Origin of the sequence: Paenarthrobacter sp. AT5 (genome assembly GCF_032764245.1) — a bacterium.
GTDB lineage: Bacteria > Actinomycetota > Actinomycetes > Actinomycetales > Micrococcaceae > Arthrobacter > Arthrobacter ureafaciens.
Genome location: NZ_CP136441.1, coordinates 4,072,522 through 4,097,118, shown reverse-complemented (window position 1 = coordinate 4,097,118; position 24,597 = coordinate 4,072,522). Strand labels below are relative to the sequence as shown.

26 protein-coding genes are annotated in these 24,597 nt (G+C 65.2%); 6 read left to right on the top strand and 20 right to left on the bottom strand.

Annotated elements, in window-relative coordinates:
- Positions 1-68 precede the first annotated feature (68 nt).
- Positions 69-509, top strand: a complete 441-nt coding sequence (locus tag RI444_RS19065) for a hypothetical protein (RefSeq protein WP_128397104.1) — start codon at positions 69-71, stop codon at positions 507-509.
- A 46-nt stretch (positions 510-555) separates the two neighbouring features.
- Here the strand turns inward: RI444_RS19065 and RI444_RS19060 are convergent, their stop codons facing one another.
- The 5 genes from RI444_RS19060 to RI444_RS19040 all read right to left on the bottom strand — a co-directional run bounded on the left by RI444_RS19060 (position 556) and on the right by RI444_RS19040 (position 4,715).
- The gene (locus tag RI444_RS19060) at positions 556-1,536 is read right to left on the bottom strand and encodes an aldo/keto reductase (protein WP_207605464.1); all 981 of its coding nucleotides are present in this window, start codon (positions 1,534-1,536) and stop codon (positions 556-558) included.
- A gap of 31 nt (positions 1,537-1,567) precedes the next feature.
- Positions 1,568-2,824: an RNA polymerase sigma factor gene (locus RI444_RS19055; protein WP_207605465.1), complete on the bottom strand. Its 1,257-nt coding sequence runs from the start codon at positions 2,822-2,824 to the stop codon at positions 1,568-1,570.
- A gap of 3 nt (positions 2,825-2,827) precedes the next feature.
- Positions 2,828-3,187 (bottom strand): YciI family protein, encoded by a 360-nt coding sequence (locus tag RI444_RS19050; RefSeq protein ID WP_207605466.1) that lies wholly within the window; start codon positions 3,185-3,187, stop codon positions 2,828-2,830.
- 94 nt (positions 3,188-3,281) lie between these two features.
- Positions 3,282-4,097 (bottom strand): class I SAM-dependent methyltransferase, encoded by an 816-nt coding sequence (locus tag RI444_RS19045; RefSeq protein ID WP_021474094.1) that lies wholly within the window; start codon positions 4,095-4,097, stop codon positions 3,282-3,284.
- Between the two features lie 51 nt (positions 4,098-4,148).
- Positions 4,149-4,715 carry a MarR family winged helix-turn-helix transcriptional regulator gene (locus RI444_RS19040; protein WP_410510808.1) on the bottom strand — a complete coding sequence of 189 codons (567 nt, stop codon included), beginning with the start codon at positions 4,713-4,715 and terminating at the stop codon, positions 4,149-4,151.
- A gap of 230 nt (positions 4,716-4,945) precedes the next feature.
- Here RI444_RS19040 and RI444_RS19035 point away from each other — a divergent pair, with 230 nt between their 5' ends.
- Both RI444_RS19035 and trxB read left to right on the top strand, forming a co-directional pair.
- A complete protein-coding gene (locus tag RI444_RS19035; RefSeq protein ID WP_207605467.1) occupies positions 4,946-7,117 on the top strand; it encodes an MMPL family transporter in 2,172 nt (723 codons plus the stop codon).
- Positions 7,118-7,180: 63 nt separating this feature from the next.
- Positions 7,181-8,158 (top strand): thioredoxin-disulfide reductase, encoded by a 978-nt coding sequence (gene trxB / locus RI444_RS19030; RefSeq protein WP_207605468.1) that lies wholly within the window; start codon positions 7,181-7,183, stop codon positions 8,156-8,158.
- 11 nt (positions 8,159-8,169) lie between these two features.
- On the opposite strand, the gene RI444_RS19025 is transcribed toward trxB, so the two are convergent.
- Genes RI444_RS19025 through RI444_RS19015 form a run of 3 tightly spaced genes read right to left on the bottom strand, consistent with a single transcriptional unit; the run spans position 8,170 to position 9,643 of the window.
- Positions 8,170-8,460, bottom strand: a complete 291-nt coding sequence (locus tag RI444_RS19025) for a type II toxin-antitoxin system RelE family toxin (protein ID WP_242703204.1) — start codon at positions 8,458-8,460, stop codon at positions 8,170-8,172.
- Positions 8,457-8,732 carry a type II toxin-antitoxin system Phd/YefM family antitoxin gene (locus tag RI444_RS19020; protein WP_021472907.1) on the bottom strand — a complete coding sequence of 92 codons (276 nt, stop codon included), beginning with the start codon at positions 8,730-8,732 and terminating at the stop codon, positions 8,457-8,459. Before RI444_RS19020 ends, RI444_RS19025 begins: the two co-directional genes overlap by 4 nt.
- Before the next feature lie 32 nt (positions 8,733-8,764).
- Complete coding sequence (locus RI444_RS19015) at positions 8,765-9,643, bottom strand: prephenate dehydratase (protein WP_043427191.1); 879 nt, start codon at positions 9,641-9,643, stop codon at positions 8,765-8,767.
- Positions 9,644-9,841: 198 nt separating this feature from the next.
- Here RI444_RS19015 and RI444_RS19010 point away from each other — a divergent pair, with 198 nt between their 5' ends.
- Together RI444_RS19010 and RI444_RS19005 are read left to right on the top strand one after the other, a co-directional pair.
- Positions 9,842-10,483, top strand: coding sequence for a LysE family translocator (locus tag RI444_RS19010; RefSeq protein WP_021472905.1), 642 nt, complete (start codon positions 9,842-9,844; stop codon positions 10,481-10,483).
- 46 nt (positions 10,484-10,529) lie between these two features.
- Positions 10,530-11,342 (top strand): hypothetical protein, encoded by an 813-nt coding sequence (locus tag RI444_RS19005; RefSeq protein ID WP_207605469.1) that lies wholly within the window; start codon positions 10,530-10,532, stop codon positions 11,340-11,342.
- A gap of 113 nt (positions 11,343-11,455) precedes the next feature.
- On the opposite strand, the gene RI444_RS19000 is transcribed toward RI444_RS19005, so the two are convergent.
- Together RI444_RS19000 and RI444_RS18995 are read right to left on the bottom strand one after the other, a co-directional pair.
- Positions 11,456-12,340 (bottom strand): sigma-70 family RNA polymerase sigma factor, encoded by an 885-nt coding sequence (locus RI444_RS19000; RefSeq protein ID WP_062099364.1) that lies wholly within the window; start codon positions 12,338-12,340, stop codon positions 11,456-11,458.
- Positions 12,341-12,357: 17 nt separating this feature from the next.
- Positions 12,358-12,816 (bottom strand): carboxymuconolactone decarboxylase family protein, encoded by a 459-nt coding sequence (locus tag RI444_RS18995; protein ID WP_021472902.1) that lies wholly within the window; start codon positions 12,814-12,816, stop codon positions 12,358-12,360.
- Positions 12,817-12,898: 82 nt separating this feature from the next.
- Between RI444_RS18995 and RI444_RS18990 the strand changes: the two genes are divergently transcribed.
- A complete protein-coding gene (locus tag RI444_RS18990) occupies positions 12,899-13,936 on the top strand; it encodes a zinc-dependent alcohol dehydrogenase family protein (RefSeq protein WP_207605470.1) in 1,038 nt (345 codons plus the stop codon).
- 80 nt (positions 13,937-14,016) lie between these two features.
- On the opposite strand, the gene RI444_RS18985 is transcribed toward RI444_RS18990, so the two are convergent.
- The 10 genes from RI444_RS18985 to RI444_RS18940 form a co-directional block, all read right to left on the bottom strand.
- The gene (locus RI444_RS18985; protein ID WP_207605860.1) at positions 14,017-15,243 is read right to left on the bottom strand and encodes a pyridoxal phosphate-dependent aminotransferase; all 1,227 of its coding nucleotides are present in this window, start codon (positions 15,241-15,243) and stop codon (positions 14,017-14,019) included.
- A 43-nt stretch (positions 15,244-15,286) separates the two neighbouring features.
- Positions 15,287-16,222 (bottom strand): PASTA domain-containing protein, encoded by a 936-nt coding sequence (locus RI444_RS18980; protein ID WP_207605471.1) that lies wholly within the window; start codon positions 16,220-16,222, stop codon positions 15,287-15,289.
- A 45-nt stretch (positions 16,223-16,267) separates the two neighbouring features.
- Positions 16,268-16,744 carry a hypothetical protein gene (locus RI444_RS18975; protein WP_207605472.1) on the bottom strand — a complete coding sequence of 159 codons (477 nt, stop codon included), beginning with the start codon at positions 16,742-16,744 and terminating at the stop codon, positions 16,268-16,270.
- A 13-nt stretch (positions 16,745-16,757) separates the two neighbouring features.
- Positions 16,758-17,321 (bottom strand): phage tail protein, encoded by a 564-nt coding sequence (locus RI444_RS18970; RefSeq protein WP_083261836.1) that lies wholly within the window; start codon positions 17,319-17,321, stop codon positions 16,758-16,760.
- Positions 17,308-19,914 carry a baseplate J/gp47 family protein gene (locus RI444_RS18965; RefSeq protein WP_207605473.1) on the bottom strand — a complete coding sequence of 869 codons (2,607 nt, stop codon included), beginning with the start codon at positions 19,912-19,914 and terminating at the stop codon, positions 17,308-17,310. The genes RI444_RS18970 and RI444_RS18965 overlap by 14 nt, the downstream gene beginning before the upstream one ends.
- On the bottom strand, positions 19,911-20,345 hold the full coding sequence (locus tag RI444_RS18960) for a GPW/gp25 family protein (RefSeq protein WP_021472895.1): 435 nt from the start codon (positions 20,343-20,345) through the stop codon (positions 19,911-19,913). The genes RI444_RS18965 and RI444_RS18960 overlap by 4 nt, the downstream gene beginning before the upstream one ends.
- Before the next feature lie 25 nt (positions 20,346-20,370).
- Complete coding sequence (locus tag RI444_RS18955; RefSeq protein ID WP_021472894.1) at positions 20,371-20,709, bottom strand: hypothetical protein; 339 nt, start codon at positions 20,707-20,709, stop codon at positions 20,371-20,373.
- Positions 20,710-20,722: 13 nt separating this feature from the next.
- Positions 20,723-22,243 carry a phage baseplate assembly protein V gene (locus RI444_RS18950; RefSeq protein ID WP_021472893.1) on the bottom strand — a complete coding sequence of 507 codons (1,521 nt, stop codon included), beginning with the start codon at positions 22,241-22,243 and terminating at the stop codon, positions 20,723-20,725.
- Positions 22,240-22,995: a hypothetical protein gene (locus tag RI444_RS18945; RefSeq protein WP_021472892.1), complete on the bottom strand. Its 756-nt coding sequence runs from the start codon at positions 22,993-22,995 to the stop codon at positions 22,240-22,242. Before RI444_RS18945 ends, RI444_RS18950 begins: the two co-directional genes overlap by 4 nt.
- A gap of 1,121 nt (positions 22,996-24,116) precedes the next feature.
- Complete coding sequence (locus RI444_RS18940; protein ID WP_021472891.1) at positions 24,117-24,596, bottom strand: phage tail protein; 480 nt, start codon at positions 24,594-24,596, stop codon at positions 24,117-24,119.
- Between the last annotated feature and the right edge of the window lies 1 nt (position 24,597).

The following is a 24,597-nucleotide window of genomic DNA, read 5'->3' as shown; positions in this document are numbered from 1 at the left end:
GACACGGAACCTGTTTCACCATCAACCGCGAAGAGCCGCTTTGCCGTTGGCTTTTAAGTAGCAATTGGATGCAGCATTCGAAGACTTCACTAGCTGTGGTTCCAATTTTGTCATTCGCCGTTGTGCTGGCAGCCGGATATCTCGCCCTGCAATCAGAGGGCATGCTCAACGGGTATCTCTTTGACTTCACCGGCACACCTGCAGTATCTATTGCCAAGCGGTTTCCTTGGGAACTTCACGTAGCTACTATCTTAGTGTGCTTCTCGGCTACCGTCGGCTATCGAAGGCTTGCGGTCAGTGTTCGCCTAAAGGCACTCGTGTTCGTCACCTTGGTGTTGGCCTCGGTTCTCTCGATTCTGCTCTATGAAACAATCCACACAACGAGGACCAATTTATTCGCCATGGCTTTTGTTGATGGAGGCGTTTCGCCCATGACGCTGGGACTGATTGCGGCCGTCGCCTCGGACTCAATCCATAGTCGACGAGGACGAGCCCGCGGCTCGCCATAGGACATCTGTGGCGGCGACCGACTGGTGGCGCCGCCACAGCTGCCGCCTACCAGCGCGGGTGGATCGCTTCGCGGAAGTAGCGGTCATAGATGTCCCGGACGCCATCAAAAAGGCTGCCTTCCAGCGAGACGGAGCCCGCCTCAGCGTTCGCGCGGGCCTGCGACGCCGACCGGGCACCCGGAATGACTGAACTGACGCCGTCTTGGGCAATCACCCAGGCGAGGGCCGCCTGTGCGGTGGTGACGCCGTCGGGAACCAACTGGCTGAACTCCTGCGCTGCCCTGACGCCGGTGGCGAAGTCGACGCCGGAGAAGGTTTCACCGACGTCGAATGCTGCGCCGGTGCGGTTGTAGTTCCGGTGGTCGTTCTCCGGGAATGTTGTTTCCGCGGTGTATTTCCCGGACAGGAGGCCGGACGCCAGCGGAACCCGTGCAATGATGCCGACCCCTGCCTCCTTGGCGGCGGGCAAGACTTCGTCCAGGGGCTTGAGCCGGAAGGCGTTGAGGACGATCTGCACGGTGGCGGTGTTGCCGCGCTTGATGGCTTCGAGGGCTTCATCGGTACGTTCAACGCTGACGCCGTAATTGCGGATGACGCCTTCGCTGACCAAGGTATCCAGGGCGTCGTACACTTCGGAGTTGCTGTACACGGGCGTCGGCGGGCAGTGCAGTTGGACCAGGTCCAACGTGTCCTGCTGGAGGTTGCGGCGGGAGCGGTCGGTCCATTCACGGAAGTTGGCCAACGTGTAGTTCTCCGGCACCTGGTCGACGCGTCGGCCCATCTTGGTAGCCACGGTGATACTAAGGTCCGGGTTGCTGCGCAGGAACCGGCCGATGAGTTGCTCGCTGCGGCCATCGCCGTACACGTCCGCGGTGTCGAAGAAGGTGACGCCGGCGTCGACGGATGCCTCAAGCACCGCCAAGGCGTCCTCTTCTGTAACGGATCCCCAGTCGGCCCCAAGTTGCCAGGTGCCCAGCCCCACGGTTGAGACGTTCCGGCCGGTCTTGCCAAGTATGCGCTGTTCCATGGTTTCGACTATATGGTGTTTGTGAGCGCTATCACCAAGTGCCCCGCGAATCCAGATCCGCCACTTTGCCCATCAGGTACCGCCTTTCCTGCAGGCTTCCCGTCTTGGCGGCGGCGGCCACGTACGCGGAACGCGCTTCCCGGAACGAACCGGAAAGTTCCAGTAGATGCCCCCGTACCGAGTCCAGCCGGTGCGACTTCCCCAGTGAGGAGCCCAGTCCGTCCAGCACGGCCAGCCCCGCGGCGGGTCCGCTGACGCGTGCAACGGCAACGGCCCGGTTGAGGGTCACCACGGGACTCGGGGCCAACCCCTCAAGCACCGTGTAGAGGGCAAGGATCTGCGGCCAATCGGTTTCCGCGTCGGACGCTGCTTCGGCGTGGACGGCGGCGATTGCGGCCTGGAGTTGGTACGGCCCCGGTGCCCCGCGCCCCGGCCCACCGCGACCGAGGACCGAGGACAGCAAGGCGATGCCCTCCCCGATCTGCCCGCAGTTCCACAAGCTGCGGTCCTGATCCGCCAACGGCACGGGCATTCCGTCCGGCAAAGTCCGCGCCGCGCGCCGGGAATCCGTGAGCAGCATCAGTGAGAGCAGCCCACTTGCCTCCGGCTCGTCCGGAAGGGATTCCAGCAGCAGCCGCGTCAAGCGGATGGCTTCCGCCGTGAGGTCCTCGCGTTGCAGCGAGTCACCCGAGCTTGCCGCGTAGCCTTCGTTGAAGATCAAGTAGAGGACGTGAAGTACGACGCCGAGCCTGGCGTTCCGCTCCGCCGTCGCCGGTTGCTCGAACCTGGCGCCCGCCTTCCGGATCGCCTGCTTCGCGCGGCTGATGCGCTGTCCCATGGTGGCTTCCGGGACGAGGAACGCGGAGGCGATTTCCGCCGTCGTGAGTCCTCCTACTGCCCGGAGCGTCAAGGCGAGTTGCGACGGTGCGGAGAGAGCCGGGTGGCAGCAGAGAAACATGAGCGTGAGGGTGTCATCGGCTTCGGAAACGGGGTCCGGCAGGGAGGTGTTGGGCGGCTCCGTGGCCGCTGCCTGCTCTTCCCTGCCCCGGCGGGCGCTCTCGCTGCGCCAAGCATCGATCAACCGGCGGTTGGCAACGGAGAGCAACCAGGCTTTCGGGTTGTCCGGAAGCCCGGAGGGCCACCGCAGGGCAGCCTCGATGAGCGCCTCCTGGGTGGCATCTTCGCAGGCGTCGAACTGGCCGTGCCTGCGGACAAGCGCGCCAAGGACCTGCGGCGCGAGGGTGCGCAGCAGGTCCTCAAGGTGGCTCTTCTCCGGTGCCCCGGCCATAGGCTAGACCTCCGGCGGGCCGTCCGGGATGGCGCGGAGTTCCACCACTTGCGCGTACTTGACGATGCTGGAGCAGATCTCCACGGCCCGCTCCTCGCTGGCGACGTCCACCACCCAGTACCCGATCAGGGACTCCTTTGCCTCGGCGTAGGGGCCGTCCGTGGTGATGACGCCATCCGGGGTCTGCTTGACCAGCTTGGCGGTGCTTCCGTCTGCCAGTCCGGCGTTGAACACAAGTTCACCGGAATCGCGGAGATCCTTGTCGATCAGGATCATGAAACCGATCATTTCCTTGACCCACTCCGGATCAGCGGTCTCCATCATGCCCTCGGCGGATCCGAACATCATGATCATGTATTTCATCTCTGAACTCCTTGGTGAGGGGCTCCCTGTGTGGTTGCCTTCACTCATAGGTCGGAACTGATACCGGATTTTCTACGTGGTTCGGCAAACTTTTTTACGCCCGGGCTATGACTTCGCCGTTGGGGATGAGGAAGTAGCCGTCCTCGGTGGCTCCCCAACGATGCCAGCCCGCTGCAATGCGGGCAAGGTCGGCCTCGTTGGCGAAGCCGTATTCAAGAGCCTGCTCGGCGAAGGCCGAATGCAACACGCGTTCGCTCCAGACCCTGGATTGCCACGCGCGTTGCTGGGCCGTGGCGTAGAGCCAGTTGCTGCTGCTTGGCGAAACCTGTCCGAACCCGGCCTGCTGCGCCCACGAGACCAAGCGGCGTCCGGCGTCGGGCTCGGCGCCGTTGCGGCGGGCGATCTTCTGGTAGAGCTCCATCCATTCGTCCAATTCGGGGACTTCCGGGTACCAGCTCATGCCGTGGAAGTCGGCGTCGCGAACCGCGACGATGGCCCCCGCCTTTGCGACCCGCCGCATTTCGCGCAGCGCTGCCACGGGGTCGGTCAGGTGCTGGAGGACCTGGTGGGCGTGGACGAGGTCGAACGACTCATCCTCGAATTCGAGGTCGTAGATATTGCCGGTGCGGAACTCGACGTTGTCCACGCCGCGGTCCTTCGCCAGCTCGGCGGCCTGGTTGATGACATCGGGTGAGCGGTCCAGCCCGATCACGTGCCCGGGGGCGACCAGCCGCGCGAAGTCGCACGTGATGCTGCCCGGTCCGCAACCGACGTCGAGCACGGCCGTTCCGGGCGTCAGGTGAGGTATGACGAACGCGGCCGAATTCTCGGCGGTCCGTGAGGCGTGGGCCCGGACAACCGACTCGTGGTGTCCGTGGGTGTAGACATCTTCTGGCTGCTGCTCGTTCATAGGGAAACGCTACAGCTTGCCCACTCAACTAGGTCGCAATTGTGCGCGTTTTCAGCGGTCAAAACGCGCACAATTGCGACCTAGTTGGGTTCGGGGTGGGTGGGTTGCTTCGTGGCGCGCCGCGATGGTGGCTTCCACCATGTCCGTCATGAAGCGCTGCACCAGCTCCAACTCTTCAGGAGTGTAGGCTCCCATCGCTTTGCCCATCCGCAGGGCGAGGGGAAGGAACATGGCGCTGCCATCCTGGTAGGCCTTGGGGGTCATATGGAGCTGGACCTGCCGGCGGTCGGAGCCCAGGCGCTCGCGGGTCAGGTGGCCGGATGCATGGAGCCGGTCCACCAGCGCCGTGGTGGCGGGCGAGCTCAGCCGCAACTCGCTGCGGAGGACCCCGGGGGTTACTACGCGGCCTGCCGCCGAGTGCCGCATGATCACGGCCAGGGCGTTGAGGTCAGTACGGTGCATCTCTCTCCGCCCCCCGGCCGCATCCACGTAGTGGTTGGCCTCGAGGGTGAAATCCTGCAGCACGCGCACGAGGTCCTGCGTCAGCCCGCCCTGAGGGGGCCCGCCGGACGGGGGCGGGTCCGGTTGCGTCCCGGGCCCGGGCGGCCCGCCGGGCATGGCCCCGGGTTGCGGGCGCTCCGTGGCCTCGTCAGCACTATTGGGGTGTTCGGCCCAAGCCTCAGCCATGCTGACCCTCCTGCTTTCATGTTTGCTGCCTTCCGGATACTACTCCCGCTCCGGACCCACGAGGTATTTCCGAATCAGAGGATTGGAATAGTTCCATGGTGGAGATACTCTATTGTCTAATAAATAGTAAACCCCGCCACCCCTCCCTGGAAGAAGGACTCATGACATCGAAGGTGCCTTTCTGGCTCAGATGGTTAGTGCCCGTGGTGCTTGTCATCACGTGGCTCGGCATCGCAGGCATTGGTGGACCGACATTCGGCCGGATCAGCGAAGTCTCCTCGAACGACCAAGCATCGTTCCTGCCTGCAAGCGCTGAAGCGACCGCCGCAGCGGAGTGGCAAGCCAAGTTCCGCGACTCCGAGGAAATTCCAGGCGTCGTCATCATCGAGAACGACTCAGCCTTCACACCCGCACAGCTCGGCGAAGCAGCCAAGCTGAAGGCCGACATTGAGGCACTCAAGCTGGGCAGCGCCGTCGTGGGCCCTATCCCGTCGGAAGACGGCAAGGCTGTCCAGTTCATCGTCCCCATTGCGTCCTCGGATGAGCTGCGCGAGAAGGTCAAGGAGCTCCGCGACGTGGTCCAGCCCGGCGCGCCCGATGGCATGCAGGCCTTCGTGACCGGACCCGCCGGACTCACGGCGGACCTCGTGAACGCCTTCGGCGGCATCGACGGCATCCTTCTCCTGGTGGCCCTCGGTGCGGTGTTCATCATCCTGCTTCTGGTGTACCGCTCAGTGGTCCTGCCGATCGCCGTGCTGCTGACCTCGGTCTTTGCGCTGTCAGCAGCCATCCTGTTGGTCTTCGGCATGGCAAAGGCCGGCTGGATCCAGCTCAACGGCCAGAGCCAAGGCATCCTCTCCATCCTGGTGATCGGCGCGGCAACCGACTACGCGCTCCTCTACGTTGCCCGGTTCCGTGAGGCGCTGACCCACACCACCAACCGAACGCAAGCAGTTCTCACCGCGTGGAAGGCATCGTTCGAACCGATCCTGGCCTCCGGCGCAACCGTCATCATCGCTCTGCTCTGCCTCCTCTTCTCCGACCTGAACTCGAACAAGGGCCTTGGGCCTGTGGCGGCGGCCGGTATCGTATGCGCCCTCCTGGCGGCACTGACCCTCCTTCCTGCTTTCATGGCTTTGCTGGGCCGCGCGGCCTTCTGGCCTTTCCGGCCCAAGCTACTGCCCGACGACGAACGCGAACCTGAGCTGGTCACCGGACTTGAGGGGCAAAAGGGTCTGTGGCGCCGTGTGGGTTCGCTGGTTTCCAAACGGCCGCGCATCGTATGGGTCGCCTCCGTCCTGCTCCTTGCGGTCGCTTCGATCGGCATTACGCAGTTGAAAGCCAACGGTGTTCCGCAGACCGACGTCATCCTGGCCAAGTCCGACGCCGTTGACGGCCAGGCAGCACTGGCGAGGCACTTCGACGCCGGCAGCGGCAGCCCCGCCGTCGTGGTGGTTTCCGAAGGCAGCGCCCGGCAGGTGCTGGACAAGGTCAAGGCAACCAACGGCGTCAGCGACGCCTACCTCCTGGCCGAAGGCAACATTCCCGTTACCGGCGCTCCGGGAGCGCCGGCTGACCCGGCCGTCCGCGACGGGCGGGTACTCATAAACGCGACCCTCAGCTCCGCGGCGGACTCGCTCGAGGCGGAAGAGACCGTCAAGGAACTGCGGACGTCACTGAAGGAAGTGGATTCCGAAGCGCTGGTGGGCGGCATCACGGCTACCGCCCTGGACACCAACACCACCGCCCAGCGGGACCTGGTGGTGATCATTCCGATCGTGCTGGTGGTCATCCTCTTCATCCTGATGCTGCTGCTCAGGTCCGTGGTGGCCCCCGTGCTGCTGGTGTTGTCCGTGGTGTTGTCCTACGGCGCGGCGATGGGCGTCTCCGCATGGGTCTTCAACGGGATCTTCGGATTCCCGGGTGCCGACGCCACGGTGCCGCTGTTCGGCTTCGTGTTCCTGGTGGCGCTGGGCGTGGATTACAACATCTTCCTGATGAGCCGCGTCCGCGAGGAATCGCTCAAGCACGGCACCCGTCCGGGCATCCTCCGCGGCCTCGGCGTCACCGGTGGTGTCATCACTTCGGCAGGCGTGGTCCTGGCAGCCACGTTCGCGGCCCTCGGTGTCATCCCCATCATGTTCCTGGTTCAGCTAGCGTTCATTGTTGCCTTCGGCGTGCTTCTGGATACCGTCCTGGTGCGCTCGCTGTTGGTCCCCGCCCTCGCCTACGACATCGGAGACAAGGTCTGGTGGCCGAGCAAGCTAAGCCGCGGCAGCTCCCGGTCGCGCGTCCAGGCAAGCGAGCAGGACAAAGCGCCTGTGAGCGGATAACCCTTGATTGCTTGGCGGGTACTTGTTGCACTTGATGGGTACCCGCCGAGCCAAGGAGATTTTGTGAGCACGCAACAGCTGATCATCATAGGGTCCGGCCCCGCCGGCTACACCGCAGCAATCTACGCCGCCCGCGCGGGCCTCAAGCCCTTGGTCCTGGCCGGTTCCGTAACGGCGGGCGGGGCCCTCATGAACACCACCGAAGTGGAGAATTTCCCGGGGTTCCCCGATGGCATCCAAGGCCCGGAGTTGATGGATGGCCTCCAGGCACAGGCGGAAAAGTTCGGCGCTGAAATAGTGTTCGACGACGTCACCTCGGTGTCACTGCAGGGTCACCTTAAGTCGGTGGTCACCGGGGCAGGGGAGACCCACGAAGCTCCGGCCGTCATCCTTGCCACCGGGTCGGCCTATAAGGAACTCGGTCTCCCGGAAGAGAAGAAACTCAGCGGCCATGGAGTGTCCTGGTGTGCCACGTGCGACGGCTTCTTCTTCCGCGAGCAGGACATCATTGTGGTGGGCGGCGGCGACTCCGCCATGGAGGAAGCGACCTTCCTGACGCGGTTCGGGAAGTCCGTGACCGTGGTGGTGCGTAAAGGCGAGCTGCGTGCCTCCCGCATCATGGCCCAGCGGGCGAAAGACAATCCAAAGATCCGCTTCGCGTGGAATTCGGCAGTGACGGCCATCCATGGCGATTCCAAGGTCACGGGCGTAACCCTCACGGATACGCGGACCGGTGAAACCCGCGAGCAAGCGGCAAACGGGATCTTCGTTGCGATCGGGCACCTGCCCCGCACGGAGCTCGTGGCCGGCCAGGTTGAGCTCGACGCCGAGGGCTACATCAAGGTGGATTCGCCCACCACGTGCACCAACCTGTCCGGGGTCTTTGCATGCGGCGATGCCGTGGACCACCGGTACCGCCAGGCAATCACCGCTGCGGGCACCGGCTGCGCGGCCGCGTTGGATGCAGAACGGTACCTCGCAGCGCTGGAAGATGCGGACAGTATTGCCACGGCGTTAGTGGAGGAACCGACGCACTTCTAGGTGCTGACGAATCAGCGAGGTTTGTAGACAACTGCGCGGTGCTGAATTCGATGGACGTAGAGCACGTGGTCCTCGATGTCGAGGGTGAACAACACGCGGTAATCACCTCGGCGGGCGGTGCGCATGCCAAGAAGTTCATTGGTCAGGGGTTTGCTGAGGCGGTGTGGGTTGCCTGCCAGGGCCCCGGTTATGAACTCCACTATGGCGGAGGCGGCCTTTTCGGGAAGCCGGTGAAATGTTTTCAGTGCCGGACTTGTGACCTGAATGTTCCACGGCTCGCCCTCCAAGCTGGAATTGCTCACCGGGGAGGCAGTCCGAATTCACGGCGCAGGTCATCGCCGCTTACTGTGTTGCCCTCTGCGATATCGCGGCGAGCCTGTGCAAGATCCTCACGTAGGCCCGGTTGGGACAGCCAGTGGATGGTTTCCTGAAGTGATTCCAGGTCATCCGCAGACATGAGGACGGCCGACGGGTGTCCGTGGCGAGTGATCTGAATGATTTCGTGTGTGGTGTCTGCTTCTTCGACCAAGGCCGAGAGTTTGTCCTTGGCCTCGCTGAGGGGAACCGTCTTCATGACCCAATTCTAGCCAATTATCAGGCTAATAACTAGCCTAATATTTGGCTTGCACCCGCGGTCTCTGTGCTCTTTGCGCGGTACGCGTCTGCCGGGTAGACGCCAAGGACCCGGACCTCGGTGGTGAAGAACTCGAGTTCCTCCAGGGCCCGCCGCAACCTCGCGTCTTCCGGATGGCCTTCGACGTCGGAGATGAACATGGTGGCCGTGAACTCGTTACCCACCATGTAGCTCTCGAGCCGTGTCATGTTGAGGCCGTTGGTCGCAAATCCACCCAGTGCTTTGTACAGCGCGGACGGAACGTTGCGGACGCGGAACACGAATGTGGTGATAGCCGGGCCGGGAAGCTCCGCCTTTGTGGGAAGGGCAGTCTCCCGCGCCAGCACTACGAAGCGGGTGGTGTTGGTGGGATCATCTTCGACTCCCGAGGCCAGCACCTCCAGTCCGTACAGCCCGGCAGCAAGCGGCGGGGCCAGGGATAACTTGCGGGGATCGTTCCAGTCCCGCACCTCGCGGGCCGAACCGGCGGTGTCACCGGCGATAACAGGCTTCAGTCCGGCTTCCCTGATGATCTTCCGGCACTGGCCCAAGGCGTGGATGTGGCTGTGGACTTCCGTTGCCCCTTCGATGGTGGCGCCGGGGATTCCCAACAGGTCAAAACGGATAGGCAGGAAGTACTCGCCCACAATCTGCAGGCTGGATTGTGGAAGGAGGATATGGATGTCCGCCACGCGCCCGGCAATGGAGTTCTCGATCGGGATCATGGCCAGGTCCACGTCGCCGTTGGATACCAACTCAAAAACATCCTCGAAGCTGGCGCAGGGCACGCTCTCGTATCCGGGGTACATTTCCTTGCAAGCGAGATCGGAATTGGCTCCCGGTTCGCCTTGGTACGCAATCTTCTGGGCCATGGTGCTCATGGTTTCACGCGAGGCATAGGGCTGCGCAAAAGCGTCCACCTTATGGCCGGTCCGTAGCGGGAGCTGGTGCTCAGTATGCCAAGTCGAGGCCGAAGTGCTTCTGCAGCTCTTCCAGGCCGAAATCAGTCACCTTAAGCGCCCGGACGAGCCAGCTTCCGCTACCTGCGGGTATGCCCCACAATCAGTCTTGTGACTCTCGCATCCCTCGCTGCTTTCGCCGGGCTTTGCCTGGTGCTGTCCGTAACTCCGGGCCCTGACACCTTCCTGGTGCTGCGCATCGCTTTGAACAGGCCGAGCGCTGGGATCGCTGCCGCTGCCGGCTCGGCGGGCGCGGCGATCGTCTGGGCAGCGCTGGTAGGCGTCGGTCTCGCCGCGATCCTTGAGCAGTCAGCCGAGCTGTTCCGGTGGATCAAGATCGCCGGTGGCCTCTACCTGCTGTACCTCGGCATTTCCTCCTTCATCAAGTCCCGTAAAGCCGCCAAAGCCGGCATATCGGGGGACGGCCAGGACGCACCCCTTCCGTACAGCAGGCTCTCCGCTGTGGGTGCCGGGGCGTTGTCGACGTTGCTCAACCCCAAAGTGGGCCTGTTCTACCTGGCCGTGGTCCCGCAGTTCATCCCCCACGGCGGAGACACCATGGGAACGTCCCTCATCCTGGGCGTCACGGTGGCCGTCATTGCCTTCGCCTACCTTTCCATGGTGGCCGTGGTGGCGTTCAAGGCCATGCGGTGGCTCAAACGCCCCAAGGTGAACACTGTGGTTGAACGGGCCAGCAGTGGAATCATCGCGGGATTGGGCGTGGGCGTAGTGGCATCGGGGGCTAGCAGCTAGCCCTGCATCCCCTTGTAACTGGAACGCGCGGTGCCACAATTGACCCATGACCGCAGCGTGGTCGATTCGTGGAGGATTCCGTAGTGGGCCGGATCCCGGTGCGCTGCGCCGTCCGTTCTTCATCGCCGCCGTCGTCGTATTTGCGTTGGTGATCCTCACCGAAGTGGGCATGTCGCTGGTACTGGGCCAAACCGCCGTCGAACCTGTGTCTGCCGATGAGGCAGGGAGGCTGGGCGTCCCGCTGGATGTCTTCCTGAAAACGCAAAGGGCCGACGCCGATCCGCCCGGTACCGGCATAGGTTTCCTCGCGTTTTTGGACGGCTTGCTGCTGTTCACGGTGGTGATGCTCGGACTGAGCCTGATCACGGACCTGCGCGCCTACGGGCGGATCCAAGGCATCGTGACCCTGGTGGTGACGTTCCTCTGGGTGATCGCAGCTTTCCTCACCGCGATGCTGGCCCTGGCCAAGCTGTTCCTGATGATCGGGCTGTTTGTGGCCACACCGTTCGGAACACTGGCCTACCTGGCGCTCTGGGGAAGCTTCCCCAAGGGGCAGGCCGCAGCCATCCTGGGCCTTCTGTTGCTCCTGAAGATCGTGTTCGCGGTCCTGCTGATCCTGAGCCAGCCGAAGTTCTTCAAGATCACGGGGCTGGTGTTGCTGCTGGCACTCTCCGTGCTGCTGCAGGTGATCCTTGGGGTGATCCACGGCTTCCTGCCAGGGCCGCTGGTGTCCATAGGGGACCAGTTTTGGGCACTCATCACCGTGGTTGTGGCCCTGGTGTGGGCCGTGGTGATGCTGATTGCCTCCATCCCGGCGATCATCAATGCTCTCCGGGTGAGTGGCTCGGTGGGGGACTAGGCCCCGGAAGTCGAGCTCGCCGGGTTCGCGGGAAGCGTGCCATTTCACAGGAGGCTTCCTCCGTGCCCGCAGGTTTCCCGCGAAGCCGCCACACGGGCTACAACGAAACCCGGCTACAACGAAACCCGGGTCAGCTTGTCCGGATTGGAGACCTGGCGCACTCCCCGGATGGTGCCGTCAGGTCCGGCGTCGATCACCAGGACGTCGGCGCGGCCTTGATGCCTCAGGACCATGCCGGGTTCGCCGTTTACGTCGACGATTTCGGCCCTGACCGGCTGCGAAGGATCGAAAGCCACGGCCTTGCCCAGGATGCCGGTGAAGAACCGCGCGATCCTGGCCGCCCCGAACAGCGGGTTCATGGCGCTCTTGACCTTGCCCCCGCCGTCGGCCCAGAGTACGGCGTCCCGGTCCAGCATGGCCACCACTGTCTCAATATCGCCGTCCTCAATGGCGAGAACCAGCTTCTCCAGCGCGGCGCGGTCCTTGGCCCGTGGTGCAGGAGCGTTGGGGTCGATCTCGAGGCGCCGTTCCGAACGCGAGATCATCTGGCGCACGGCTGCGGGTGATTTCTCCAGGATCTCCCCAATCTCCGGCGCGGACATGCTGAAAGCGCGGTGCAGCACCAGGGCCGCCCGCGCTTCCGGTGCAAGCTGCTCGGCGAGGTGCAGCAAGGTCAGGGACAGGAGCTCGCGGTTGGCTACCGTTTCCTCGGGAAGCCGGGAAACGTCCACCGGTTCAGGCAGCCAGGGACCCGTGTATTCCTCACGCAACGTGGCCAACTGACGGACACGGTCGATCGAGCGGCGCACGCACACCGTGGTCAGCCATGCGGGCCAGGAGTCCACGCCGGACCGACGTTCCTGCCGGACGGCGTCGATCGCCACTTCGGAGACAACATCCTCCGCGTGGCCGAAGTCGCCCAACATCCGGTAGGCGATGCCCAGGAGGCGGTTCCGTTCGCTTTGCCACGCCGCAGTAGCCGACACCGCAAGAGTCATGCCCTCCACGCTACCCCTCAAGCAATCGGGTTCTTCTCATCAACCGGCGGTTCCATCTGCGTGCTGACGGCAATCCTGTTCCACACGTTGATGGTGGAGATGGCGAGGATGAGCGCACCCATTTGGCCGTCGTCAAAGTGCGTGGCGGCAGCGTTCCAGATCTCGTCAGTGACGGTGTCCGGTCCGAGCCGGGTGACCGCGTCCGTCAATGCGAGCACGGCTTGTTCACGGGCGTCGAAGAACACCTTCGAGTGCTGCCACGCGGCCACAGCGTGCAGTTTCCGCGAAGGAATGCCGCGCTTCCGGCCTTCGGTTGCGTGCATGTCCACGCAGAACCCGCAACCGTTGAGGATGGAAGCGCGCAGCTTGATGAGTTCATACAGTTCGGGCTCCACGGACTTTCGGGCGTAGCCCTCCAGTCCAATGACGGCGGCGTATCCAAGCTTGTTGCTGCGCCCCATGTTGATGCGTGGCATGGTGTTTCCTTTCCGGTTGGTTGCTTACATCAGGGATGTCGGAAGGGACCCCGGAAGTGTGACAGCTTGTAGAGTCGAGAGCGTGCGAGCAGTGATTTTTGACGACGTCCGAAGCCAACCCCACGTAAGGGAAGTTGCCGTCCCCGAAGCGCCTGACGGCGGTGTTGTGGTCAAGGTTGTGGCCACGGGAATGTGCCGCAGCGACTGGCACGCCTGGGCGGGACACGACGACATCGCCCTTCCGCACGTTCCGGGCCACGAACTCGCAGGGGTGATCGCCGCCGTCGGGCATGGCGTGACGCGCTGGAAGGCCGGCGACCGCGTCACCGTCCCGTTCGTCTGCGGTTGCGGCACCTGCGAATGGTGCCTCGCCGGGGACGCAAAGGTTTGCCCGGACCAGCAGCAACCCGGGTTCACTCATTGGGGATCGTTCGCCGAGTATGTGGCCCTGCACGCTGCGGACAGCAACCTGGTTGCCATTCCTGACGGTGTTGAATTTACGACGGCGGCAAGCCTCGGCTGCCGCTTCGCCACCGCATACCGGGCCCTCGCTGCCCGGGCAAAGGTGAAGAGCGGAGAATGGGTAACGGTCGTTGGTGCCGGGGGTGTAGGCCTGAGCGCTGTGATGATTGCCAAGGCGCTGGGGGCACGGGTGGTGGCGGTGGACCGTAACCCGGAAGCGCTCGCCGTGGCGGCCCGCGTGGGTGCCGACCATACCGTGCTGGCTGACGGGACGGACATTCCCGAAGCCGTCAACCGGCTGACCGGTGGTGGCAGCCACGTGGCAATTGACGCCGTCGGAAGTGAACAGACGTGCGCCGACGCGATCCTTAGCCTTCGCCGGCGGGGACGGCACGTGCAGATCGGCTTGTTGTCTTCCATCAACGGGCACCCGCGCGTCCCGATGGATCGGGTGATCGGCTGGGAGCTTGACCTGTTGGGCAGCCACGGCATGGCAGCGGTGGACTACCCGGGCATGATGGCGCTCATCGAGCAGGGCGCGTTGCAGCCGCAGATGCTCATTGAACGGACAATCGGCCTGGAGGAAGCGGCGGCCCTTTTGCCGACCTTCGACACAGCGACCGTGGCCGGGATGACCATGATCGACCCGGCGCGCTAATTGCCCCCATCTGGCCCAACTGGGTCGCAGCACCGCGCGTTTTGAGCCGTCAAAACGCGCACAAATGCGACCTACTTGGGCTAGTCGGCGGGGCGGTTGCGGTACGCGGCGAGGAAGTGCGAGATCCGGCGGACGGCTTCCTCGATGTCCTCGACTGCAGGAAGGATCACGAACCGGAAGTGGTCCGGGGTGGGCCAGTTGAAGGCCGTGCCGTGGGAGATCAGGATCTTCTGTTCCTGCAGGAGCTGGAGGACGAACTTCTCGTCGGAGTCGATCGGGTAGATCTCCGGGTCCAGCCGGGGAAAGAGATACATGGCGCCGGCGGCGGGAACGCAGGAGACCCCGGGAATGGCCGTCAACAGCTCCCATGCAAGATCGCGTTGTTCCCGCAAGCGGCCACCGGGACGGATCAGGGCCTCAATGCTCTGGTAACCGCCGAGGCAGGTCTGGATGGCATGCTGCGCGGGAACGTTGGAACACAAGCGCAGGGAAGCCAGCAGTTCCAAGGACTCCCGGTAGGCGGCGGTCGCGGCGAGGGGCCCGGTCACCGCTACCCAGCCGGCACGGTAGCCGGGCATCCGGTAGGCCTTGGACAGTCCGCTGAACGTCAGCACGCAAATGTCGTCCGCAATGGAAGCCGTGTGGATGTGCGGGGCGTCGACGTACCGGATCTTCTCGTAGATCTCGTCGGAAAACAGCACAAGATCGTGCTTCCGGGCGAGCGCCGCGAACTGGTCCAGGATGTGCCGGGGGTAGACGGCGCCGGTGGGGTTGTTCGGGTTGATGATCACGATTCCGCGGGTGCGCGGGGTGATTTTGGCTTCGACGTCGGCCATGTTCGGCCACCACTGTTCGTCCTCGTCGCAGAGGTAGTGGACGGCTTTGCCGCCCGTGAGCGTGACGGCGGCGGTCCAGAGCGGGTAGTCAGGCGCCGGTACCAGGATCTCGTCGCCGTTCTCCATGAAGGCCTGGAGGGTCATGGAAATGAGCTCGCTAACCCCGTTGCCGATGAAGATGTCTTCCACGCCGATGTTCATCAATCCGCGCGTTTGGTAGTACTGCGAGATGGCTGTGCGGGCGGAGAAAATGCCCTTGGACTCGCTGTAGCCCTGGGCTCCGCGGATGTGGTGGATCATGTCCACCACCACGGACTCCGGCGCTTCGAGTCCGAACGGGGCGGTGTCTCCGAGGTTCATCTTGAGGATGCGGTGCCCTTCGGCTTCCATGACCTTGGCGGCCTGGAGGATAGGACCACGGAGTTCGTACCGGACGTTCTGGAGTTTGCTGGAGTGCTGCATCGGGCGCATGGTTGATCTTTTCATGTCGCAAGGCCAAGCGAGTAAAAACGCCTCAAGGTTGCAGCCTCTGGACGCAGAACTGCGGATTGGTCTTGCAGATGTTGGGCAGGGGGTCCAGGACGATGATTGACCGTGGCTCGGTCCGCACCAGGACCAGGGCGTTGACGTTGACCTTGGTACCGACGTCGGGATTCACGCCCACCACCACGCAGGGCCGGAAGAGCGGCTCAAACGCGGAACCGAAGCATTGCGAGCCCTGGGTGAAGTCCAGCTGGATTTTCGCAGCCTGGAACGCAGTCTTGGCGTCCTCGATCCGCTTGCCCAGGACGTCCGGCACTGTGGGGCGCGCAGGAATGGCGACCTCGATGTTGACGGTGCTGCCGCGGCCTGCGGTTTCGCCGCCATTCGGGGTCTGCTTGACCACGGTGCCTTCGGTCTCGGCGCTTTCCACCTGGCTGCTGCCGACCTTGAACCCGGCATCCGTGAGGATCTTCACCGCTTCGGCCTCCGGTTTGGCCTTCACGTCCGGGACGTTGGCGTCCTTGAAGATGAAGAACAGGATTGCGCCGACGATCGCCAGGAGCACCACCCCGCCGATGATCACCCACAACCACGGGAACGGTTGCGGCGGCTTGGGTGCCTCGGCCGCCGGCACCTTGAGGGTGACCACATGCGCCTGGTCGGCGTAATCCTCGGGGGCGTCATCCGCGGAATAGGCGATCAACTTCACGGGGTAGTTCCCCGCCGTTGCGCCCGTAGTGTCGAAGTTGACCACGTACTGTTCGGTGGCGCCGGCGGCTATGGTCCGCAGCGGGTTGGGGATGTCGGTGTACGTCTTCGACGGCGGATTGGTCACCTGCCCGGGGAAGGCGCCCAAGACCACGCGCTCGGCTTCGGGCGAGCCGTTGGTGACTGACGCCGTGAGTGATCCTTTGCCGTCCTTGAGAACAACATCGGGGGAGCTCAGCGTCATGGTGATAGTGGTCATGGCATAACTCCTCTGTGGACGGTTGCGAGGGTAGTCAGGGTCATTTCAGCCTCCGGGTTCCAGCAACTGGAGCGCACAGGCGCCGATCAGCCGGCAGGTGATGCCCAGCTCTCCGCCCGAGGTCCCAAAAGTCAGGTCCACGGTCTTCCCGGGCCCGGACTCCTGCTGGGCGCGGGTCCCTTGCAGGAAGAGGGTCACCGTGACGGGCTGTTGGGGAGCCAGCCTGGCCCGCTTGGTGGGTGGCCCGAAGTAGAACAGCCCGCCGCCGAAATCTTTCACCGCCAGCACGCATCCTCCGTTGACCACCAGCTGGGCGTCCGACACCGTGCAGGAACCAGCCGTGACGGTGAAGTCCGCTGCGGTAAGCCGTGCGCCGCCGCCCGCTCCCGAGATGCCTGCCTGCCAGTCCGGGGCGGCATTGTTGTTACCGCCGCCGCAGCTGACACCGAACACCAGCACCAAGACGGCGATCACCCCGCAGGCGATCACCACCAGGATCGGCGTCCGGTTCTCCTTGTTCATCGCGGGCAACCGTTCATCCAACGTCACCCGGTTCCGGCAGCAGTACCAGCTGGTCCGTAACGTGCGCCGGCTTCATGCCTTTGACGATCCGGCCCACCAGATCAAGGTGTCCGGCGGCGTCCGCAGGCACCAGCACCTTGATGTGGAACTCACCTGGGACGGATTCGACGGCGAACCCGGGGACGCCCGTCGCAAGGTGCAGGAACCGGGTGAGCCCATCCACTGTGCCGCGCCGGGACGAGAGGTCCGCCGCGGCGGCGATGAGGTCCCGCTGCCTCGCGACGGGAATGGTGCCGGGACGTGTACTGTCCGCTGTGGCCGTGCCGGGATCGGGCAGCGTCAACCAGTCCAGGTCCACCCAGTGCGAGAGGAATGGAATCAACGACGCCGGTGCGCGCCTTGGGTCCGGAACGGTGTGGATGCGGTCCAGGACTTCCCGGACGGGCCCCTGCATATCCTCGGCCACGGCCATGAGTGCCCGCATGGCAGGGCTCGTGTCCGCGGCTACCTGGAACACCTCCGGGAGGACCTTGAGGAGCCTGGACCCCGACGGTTTCACGGGATCATCCATGGCCATGGACCACCTCAATCCGGTGGTCTCCGGAACAGAACAACCACGTGTCCGGCAACGTCACCACATCCGCCACCACACGGCGTGTGCAGCTCGCCCAGGACACGGCGTTGTCCGTGCTGCGGTATACGCCCTTGGGCCCGGCTGCAAGCACCATGGCCGCTCCGCCGGGGCCAACAGCGCCCGAAACAGACCGCACGGGCTCAAAGCGGGTCCGGTCACGCAGGGGCAGGTTGCAGTTCACATCGGGGACGCTCCACTGCGCCGAGGCCTGTCCCAGCTGCAACCGGAGAACCCCGCCGCTTTGGGTGGCAGCGTAGGCGGCGTTGCCCATGACATGCACGCCCCAGCAGCTGCCGCCGGTCCAACCTGCACTGAACTGCTCCCAGGACTCCATGAACTGCTGGTCGAAGTCAGTCCTGCCCAGTTCATCAATCTTCAGCCGGAGGCAACCCGTCCCTGTGCCCTCAGGAACCGCGCGCCCCACCCACACGTAGCTTGCGCCGCCGTCGTACTGGACCGTCAGGCAGCGGATGTCCTCCCCGGCTGCCTTGACCTGTTTGAAGCTTCCGGCGGTTCCGGCGTCCGGGGAGAGCCACACGCCCGCCGACGCCTCGGCCGCCACCACCACGCCCGTCCTGCCGCGGATATCCACCAGGGCGTCCACGGCGTAGAAGCCGCGGTCCGGCTGGCTGGTGTCCACCACGTTCTGGACCGGGATGGCTCCTTCCGTAACGGGCAGTTCGTACAGGCCGCGCTCGCCGGCCAGGAGCAGCAGGGGCTCGCCTTGGCGGTCCACCCAGCACAGGTCTGCCACCACAAAGCCGAGCTCCGCGGCCTTCCGCCATGACTCGCCAAGGTCCTCGCTGATGTAGATCCGGGAGCCTGTGCCCGTGACGGTGCTGACCGCCACCATGCCGGGGTGGCGTTCGGGTCCGGCCCGGCCGGGTGCGGGGGAGCGGAAAGGTGCAATGGAACGGACGGTTTCGTCGTCCCCGTCGGCGAAGTCGGCGCACGCCTCCCAGCCGTCAGCGGCGTTCGTGGTCCGGAACAACGTCCCGTCCTGGCCTACGAACCACGTATTGTCCTGGCCCTCGGCCTGCACCAGTCCCACCGCATCGGTGTCCGGTACCTTGTCCACTTCCAGCCGGACGCGGTCAACGTACTGGACCCCGGGCTCGGCTTCCTCCATGGCCCGGTAGAGGTTGGAGACACGCAACGGCTTGCCGAAGCCCGAACCGTAGGATGACGCATCGGAGCCCAAAGGACTGATGCTTTCTGACAAGCGGCCCACGATCCGGTTCTTCACAGCCTGGGCGTCCTCGTCGGGACGGACCACGATCCGTGCATCAACCAGCACCTGCTTGTAGAGCCCCCACCGCACCACCGGTTCGGCGCCAACGGTGGATCGCCTGCGAAGATACGCTTCCACTTCGGAGCGCACCTCTTCCCGCGACTGGGCTTCGAGATCCGCGGCGCGCACCGGACTGTGCCCGGGGCCGCGACCGGCGGGGACAAACGGCACCAGCACAATCTCCACTTCCCCCGGACGCGCGAACGCCCACAGGTCCCTCCGCGTGAAGGCCCGCGCCCGCGCCACCCCGCCGTGACGGCGTGCCAAAACCTCATAGTCGCGAACGGTCACCGCACGGTCACGCGCTTGGAAATCCTGCGGCGCGCGGCGAAGGGCGTTCTCCAACGACTCCCCGTCGCGGCCTCCCGTGGCAGGCTCCGGATTGGTCACCTTGGCCCCCGGCACCGGCGTCCGAAGCACCGTCAACTGCCCGGCCCCGACGTTGCCCGACGCGCCGCCGCCGCTGCGGTACCAGGCCCGGACCTCTGCTCCCGGACCGGGGACCAGCGCCGGGTCCGACCTCCCGGCCGACTCCTCGTCCCACCACGCGAACATCACGACGCCGGCACTGCGGTCGATCCGCACCGGCACCTCCCCGGGGCCCGCGTCGGCGAACGCCTCCACCTCCTGGCAATAACGGAAGGGTTTGCCGTCCACCAGCACCGCCTCGCCGCTGGCAAGCCGCGTCCCCGGTGGAACCTCGACGGCGATTGCCAGGCCGGCGCCGGAAACGATCGGTGCATTGGGGATCACCATGCTCTGGCCCGGCCTGCCTGTTCCCGTACCGATCGGGATGGCGTCGTACATGGTGACGTCGGCTGCGGCGACCAGGACGCTCGCCTGGCCGGACGCCAGAGTGGCTGCCGCCGTCGTCGTGAATAACGGCTGTGATGTCCCCGGCACGCCGGGCGGGCAGCTGACCTGGGTGCCCCGCGGGATCCGGATCTCCTCGTCGGCATTCGCCGCGGACGCGCGGCTGAACTCCAACACCGTCTCAGCGCAGGACGGCGGATAAAGGGCCGTGCCGAGGAGGTTCAGGTAGACGGCGTAGAGCTTGTCCGGGACCCGGTTCACCCGGTACATGAGGGTATCGGTGAGGTACGCGAAGGCCTCCACGATGGTGATCCCGGGGTCGTGCACGGAAAGGTCAGTCCACTCGGGCGCTACCTGCCTGATGCGCTCGCGGGCCCCTGCCACAAGGTCGGAAAAATCGCGGTCGTCGAGGTTGGGGACGGGGATGCTCACGCCACACCTCCGGATTCGACGGGAAGGGCTATGACAATCTGGTCCTCCATGTGCGAGGTGCGGACCCGGTACTTGAGCCGCACCTCAAGGACCTCGGGAGCCTCCGGAGACCGCGAGGCATCCAGGGAAAGGACCGTGATCCTGCGCTCCCACTGCTCAACCGCCCTGGCCACATAGTGGATCGCCAGCCCGGCCGTGGTGTCGTCAGCCGGCGCGAAAGCCAAGCGGAACAGATGGCAGCCGTAGGTGGGACGGTTCACGCGTTCGCCGGGCCGGGTGCTCAAAAGGAGCAGGAGGGCCTGGCGGATGGAGGCGGCGTCGGTCACCGTGGCGAGCCGTCCCGCCGGAGTGATCCTCAAGCCTGGAGGCCCCGCCGCGGCGTCAAAGTCGGGGTGGATGAAAGCCGCTGATTTGTAGCGCGGGGTGCTCATCGTCCGCGGCTTCCCATGATCCGGCTCATGATCCGGCCCCCACCAGCGTCTGGCCCGGCCGGCGGACCGTGTACTTGACCGCGCCCGGAGGGGTCCCGTCCGTGAAACCCTCCACAGTGTCCAGGCACACGGCCTTGCCGCCGATCCTGATGAAAGCCGAATAGCCCCTGATCACCGGCAAGGTCTTCCGGCAGGGCTTGATGTTGATGCTGATATGCGGGCACATGGAGATGTCCCGGCCCTGCGGATCCGTTGCCACCAGGACGGGAGAACCCGTGACCCGCACCCACTCCTGCGACGGCACGTTCTCCACCTTGCCGTCGTGTCCGCACCGGAGGATGGCTTCTTTGACCAGGACCTTCATGCCGCCTCCATGCTCAGGCTTCCTCGAAATCCACAGACTTGGCCCTGATCTTCATGGCCCTGCCCGGAGCTTCCAGAACAAGGTCCGTCGCGGCGGAAATCCGGAGCTCGTCCGGTCCCAAATGCACCGATGAGCCGTGCCCGTCCGTGAAGCTGACCGTGCGCGCACCGCCGTCGAGCATGATCTGTTGGCCGTCCGCGCTGCGGAACGTATAGCGGCTCTCGCGGGGCGTATTCACGTGATGGTCCGGCGGCTGTTCGGCGCCGTAGAGCCCGCCCAGGACGATTGCCTGGGCGGGGTCGCTCGCCGGGAGCAAAACCAGGACGTGGTCGCCGGGGGCAGGGGGCGCCACCATTCCCTTGCCGGGGCCCGCGGCCGCCATGAGGACAGGTGCCCACGGGGTTTCCAGGTCCGGATAGGCAGGCAGCCGGACCCGGACCCTGGCGCGGGCCTCAGGATCGTTGGTGTCCGCGATGGCTCCAAGGGTGAAAACATCCGGCCTGCGTTCGGGGACGGGAGAGGACGGCCTGGTGGTCAGCGTGGTTTCGTAGCCGGTGCCGTCCAGCCTGTGTGCTGCGCTCGCGATCAAATATGTACCCTCAACGGACGCCGATACCCCGGTGATCCGGACCCGGCCACCCGCCCTGAGCTTCGGGTTGCCCTCCGCGATGAAAACACCCGACACCTGGCCTGCGATCCTGGCATCCAGCTCAGCCTGCGCAAGTCCGGCCGCGAGCGCCGGCGAGTCGAAGAGCTCGTTGTCCCGGATGACGTCGCCACCTGCGCCTACGCTGGCCAGGCCCGGGTCTGCGGTGACGTGGGCTTTGGAGTCGCTGGTGCTGGTTTCTGCTTGGTGGAGGGAAGCATCCTCCGCACGCCAGCCGTGAGTTGTTGCGCCGGCATAGGCGGGCTCCTGGCTGACCTCGATCTCGGCCGAGTGGAGCGTGGAGCCAAGCGTCAGTTCCAAGGGTTCGCCTTCGCCGTCGAGCCCCACGAGCTTCAGGTTGCCGTCATGGGCGACGGGGTAGGCGCCGACCCTGGCGCTTTGTTCAACCAGCAGGCTCAGGTCCGTGCGGGCGCACTGGTAGACGTGGCCCAGCCGCTGATTGCCGCCCACCACGCTCAGGCCGGTGCCTTCGCAGAGGGTTTTGGCCAGTGTTGCGAGGTCGGTGTCCTCGTGGAGCCGCGTGTATTGGCGTTTCCTCAGCCGGTGCAAGGCATCGTAGGCGCGGATGCGGATTTCCTGGCCAAGGTCGGCCCCGTAGCCGTACTCCACCACGGTCACTTCGCCGGCGAACAGCGCCGTCCGTTGGCCGCCCAGCTCCACCCGGAGCGCGTCCCCGGGTGCGGGGTCCACCCCGCCGCGCGCCGCAGCAGTGCGTCCCGGGCCGGGGCGCCAGGAAATGAGGCATTGGGCCGGCCTCGCCAGGGAACTGAGGACATTGACGGAGACGATCGCTGCCGTTTCCGCCGTGGTGAGGCGTCGCCGGCCCAGGGTGACGATCAGCTCGGGAAGTCCTTGGAGTTGCCTCATGGCGCCTCGCCCATGGGTGGGACGGCCAGGGGGCCGTTGAAGTGCGCGGGATCATCCACGTTGTTGTATTCAAGGAGCAGTTTCCAGAGCAGGGGCGTCCCGAATGCTTCAATGGACAAGCGTCCCAACTCGGCCGGCGGCACCTCGGGAAGGAGCCCGCCGTCGGGAGTCAGTGCGTCCCGGTCTGTGCTGCCGTCGCCGGTGACCGGCAGGGTATCCACCGGCGGTGCGGTCAGGTCCACGGGAGGAAGCCTCCGGGCGAGTTCGTAGTTCTCCCCGCCTTCCTCGTCCGCGGCTTGGCCGACGCGGACGAACACCATCCGCATCCAGGAACGGAGGGGCGAACCGTCCGGGGCGAAGCGGTCAAAGCGCTCCGCCACTTCCGTCACGATGCCCGGCACGTTCCACGCGCGGCCCCACACGAACCGGACCGACGGCGGCCGGCGCTGGCGTTCCACTTCGGCGCTGTTTTCCGCGAGCGCCCAGATGGGGCGGGTCATTTGGCGGACGTCCTGGACGTGGAGCGACGCTGGCGCGAGGTCGACGTCGAAGAGGAGATCCAGCCGCAACTCGGTGTGGCCGCCGCCTGTGAAGAGGAGGGGATCGTCGGCCAGGCCGGTGCCGCTCAGCTTGCCGCCCGCGCTTCTTCGGGGCTCAACACCGGCGGAGCGTTGCATCACCACCGTTTCCGGGTTGAGGAGGCAGCCCAGGTGTTCCCCGGTGTCCTCGATCAGGAAAGCGACCCGTTCCATGTCAGAGCGCTCCGTGTTCCTGGTCAATCCGGGTCTGCCGGGCCATGGCACTGGTCAGGGTTGCCCCGTCCACAGGTGCTGACCGGGAAGGACGGCGAACGAGTTCCGGCCACACCCCGGGAAGTGCCGGAGCCGGGGTGTGCGCGTTGGCATGGGCGCGGGTCTGCCGGGGTTGGCTGCGTTGTGGGACCCGCTGTGCGCGCTTTGTTGGTTCGTTGGGACGCAGAGCGGGCCCCGCACCGGGTGTGCTTGTGGGTGCTTGGAGTGTTTCAGGGTGGGAGGGCGCGCGAAGCCTAAGGGTTGGGGTTCGTTGTGGGGCCTGCTGTGCGCTCTTTGTTGGTTCGTTGGGGCGGAGAGTGGGCCCCGCAGGGGGTGTGGGTTCCTGTTGTGGGGCCTGCCGTGCGCTCCTAGTTGGTCTGTTGGGGCGCAGAGTGGGCTCCGCACCGGGTGTGCTTCTTGTCGCTTGGGGTCTTTCAGGTTGGAAGGGTGTACGAAGCCGCAGGACGGGGGTTCGTTGTGGTGCCTGCTGTGCGCTTTCCGGGTGCTCGTCAGTACGCGGAGCGGGCCCGGCAACGGGTGTGGGTTCCTGTTGTGCGCTTTCCGGGTGCTCGTAAGCACGCAGACTGGGCTCCGCAACGGGTGTGCTTGTTGGTGCTTGGGGTCTTTCAGGTTGGGAGGGCGTACGAAGCTTTAGGGTTGGGGTTCGCTGTGGGGCCTGCTGTGCGCGCCACAGTCGCGGGATAGCACGCTGAGCGGGACCGGCAACGGGTTGTTCGGCGGTGGGCTCAACGTGTGGTGCCCGCAGTGCGCGCCAAAGTCGCGGGGTAGCACGCAGAACGGGCCCCACAACGGGGTTGGGAGCTGCGGGGTTGGGAGCTGCGGAGTTGAGACCCATCCGCTTGGGCGCGGCGGAAGGTGCCAACCCGGCGTTCCGCAGCAACGCAACCCAATGCTCGGGTGCGTCCGCCAGGTCAAAGGCGCGTTCCGCCGTCGTCGTCTCAAGAGTCGTACTTTCAAAACCCGCGACGCCGGAGCCGCCGCCTGGTTCCACCCACGCCGCTGCCCGGCGCAGGCGCCCGGCTAAGGCCCGCCGCCAGGAAGCCCGGGCGCCCGAGGGGACGTCAGGCGACGGGAGCGCGGGCATCGTCGAGCTCCAGGCGGTCGTAGGCGATGCTCAGGGTCTCGATGGCGAGGTCCTTGCCGAGGGCGTCCAGCGGTGCGCCGAACCAGTCGCAGGGCCAGGCTCCCAGCAGGTTCCAGCGCCGCACTTCCGTGGAACCCGCGTCGTTCAGCATGGCGATGGAGACGTTGCGCCGCTCGACCGTCCCGTTCACGGCCTTGAACAGCCACTGGAGCATCTCGGTGGAATCGGTGAGCCCGTATTTCAACGTCACCGGGGTGTATTCCACTTGGCCCGGGATGACGCGCACGGTGCTGTTTTCGCCGCCGGAACGGTACAGGATGCGGCCGATCTTGAGGCCCAGGCCTTCCACTTTGGTGAAGTGGCCCTGCACCACTCCTTGGATGACCAGCTTGAAATTGTAGGCCCGGTACGGGTCCACCACGTTGCCCGGTTGCGCTGCAGGTGTTGGGGTGCTCATG

Coding starts and splice junctions, on each gene's coding strand:
- RI444_RS19065 (WP_128397104.1), top strand. CDS start 69: ATGCAGCATTCGAAGACTTCACTAGCTGTGGTTCCAATTTTGTCATTC.
- RI444_RS19060 (WP_207605464.1), bottom strand. CDS start 1,536: ATGGAACAGCGCATACTTGGCAAGACCGGCCGGAACGTCTCAACCGTG.
- RI444_RS19055 (WP_207605465.1), bottom strand. CDS start 2,824: ATGGCCGGGGCACCGGAGAAGAGCCACCTTGAGGACCTGCTGCGCACC.
- RI444_RS19050 (WP_207605466.1), bottom strand. CDS start 3,187: ATGAAATACATGATCATGATGTTCGGATCCGCCGAGGGCATGATGGAG.
- RI444_RS19045 (WP_021474094.1), bottom strand. CDS start 4,097: ATGAACGAGCAGCAGCCAGAAGATGTCTACACCCACGGACACCACGAG.
- RI444_RS19040 (WP_410510808.1), bottom strand. CDS start 4,715: ATGCCCGGCGGGCCGCCCGGGCCCGGGACGCAACCGGACCCGCCCCCG.
- RI444_RS19035 (WP_207605467.1), top strand. CDS start 4,946: ATGACATCGAAGGTGCCTTTCTGGCTCAGATGGTTAGTGCCCGTGGTG.
- RI444_RS19020 (WP_021472907.1), bottom strand. CDS start 8,732: ATGAAGACGGTTCCCCTCAGCGAGGCCAAGGACAAACTCTCGGCCTTG.
- RI444_RS19015 (WP_043427191.1), bottom strand. CDS start 9,643: ATGGCCCAGAAGATTGCGTACCAAGGCGAACCGGGAGCCAATTCCGAT.
- RI444_RS19005 (WP_207605469.1), top strand. CDS start 10,530: ATGACCGCAGCGTGGTCGATTCGTGGAGGATTCCGTAGTGGGCCGGAT.
- RI444_RS19000 (WP_062099364.1), bottom strand. CDS start 12,340: ATGACTCTTGCGGTGTCGGCTACTGCGGCGTGGCAAAGCGAACGGAAC.
- RI444_RS18995 (WP_021472902.1), bottom strand. CDS start 12,816: ATGCCACGCATCAACATGGGGCGCAGCAACAAGCTTGGATACGCCGCC.
- RI444_RS18985 (WP_207605860.1), bottom strand. CDS start 15,243: ATGCGCCCGATGCAGCACTCCAGCAAACTCCAGAACGTCCGGTACGAA.
- RI444_RS18980 (WP_207605471.1), bottom strand. CDS start 16,222: ATGACCACTATCACCATGACGCTGAGCTCCCCCGATGTTGTTCTCAAG.
- RI444_RS18975 (WP_207605472.1), bottom strand. CDS start 16,744: ATGAACAAGGAGAACCGGACGCCGATCCTGGTGGTGATCGCCTGCGGG.
- RI444_RS18970 (WP_083261836.1), bottom strand. CDS start 17,321: ATGGCCATGGATGATCCCGTGAAACCGTCGGGGTCCAGGCTCCTCAAG.
- RI444_RS18960 (WP_021472895.1), bottom strand. CDS start 20,345: ATGAGCACCCCGCGCTACAAATCAGCGGCTTTCATCCACCCCGACTTT.
- RI444_RS18955 (WP_021472894.1), bottom strand. CDS start 20,709: ATGAAGGTCCTGGTCAAAGAAGCCATCCTCCGGTGCGGACACGACGGC.
- RI444_RS18950 (WP_021472893.1), bottom strand. CDS start 22,243: ATGAGGCAACTCCAAGGACTTCCCGAGCTGATCGTCACCCTGGGCCGG.
- RI444_RS18945 (WP_021472892.1), bottom strand. CDS start 22,995: ATGGAACGGGTCGCTTTCCTGATCGAGGACACCGGGGAACACCTGGGC.
- RI444_RS18940 (WP_021472891.1), bottom strand. CDS start 24,596: ATGAGCACCCCAACACCTGCAGCGCAACCGGGCAACGTGGTGGACCCG.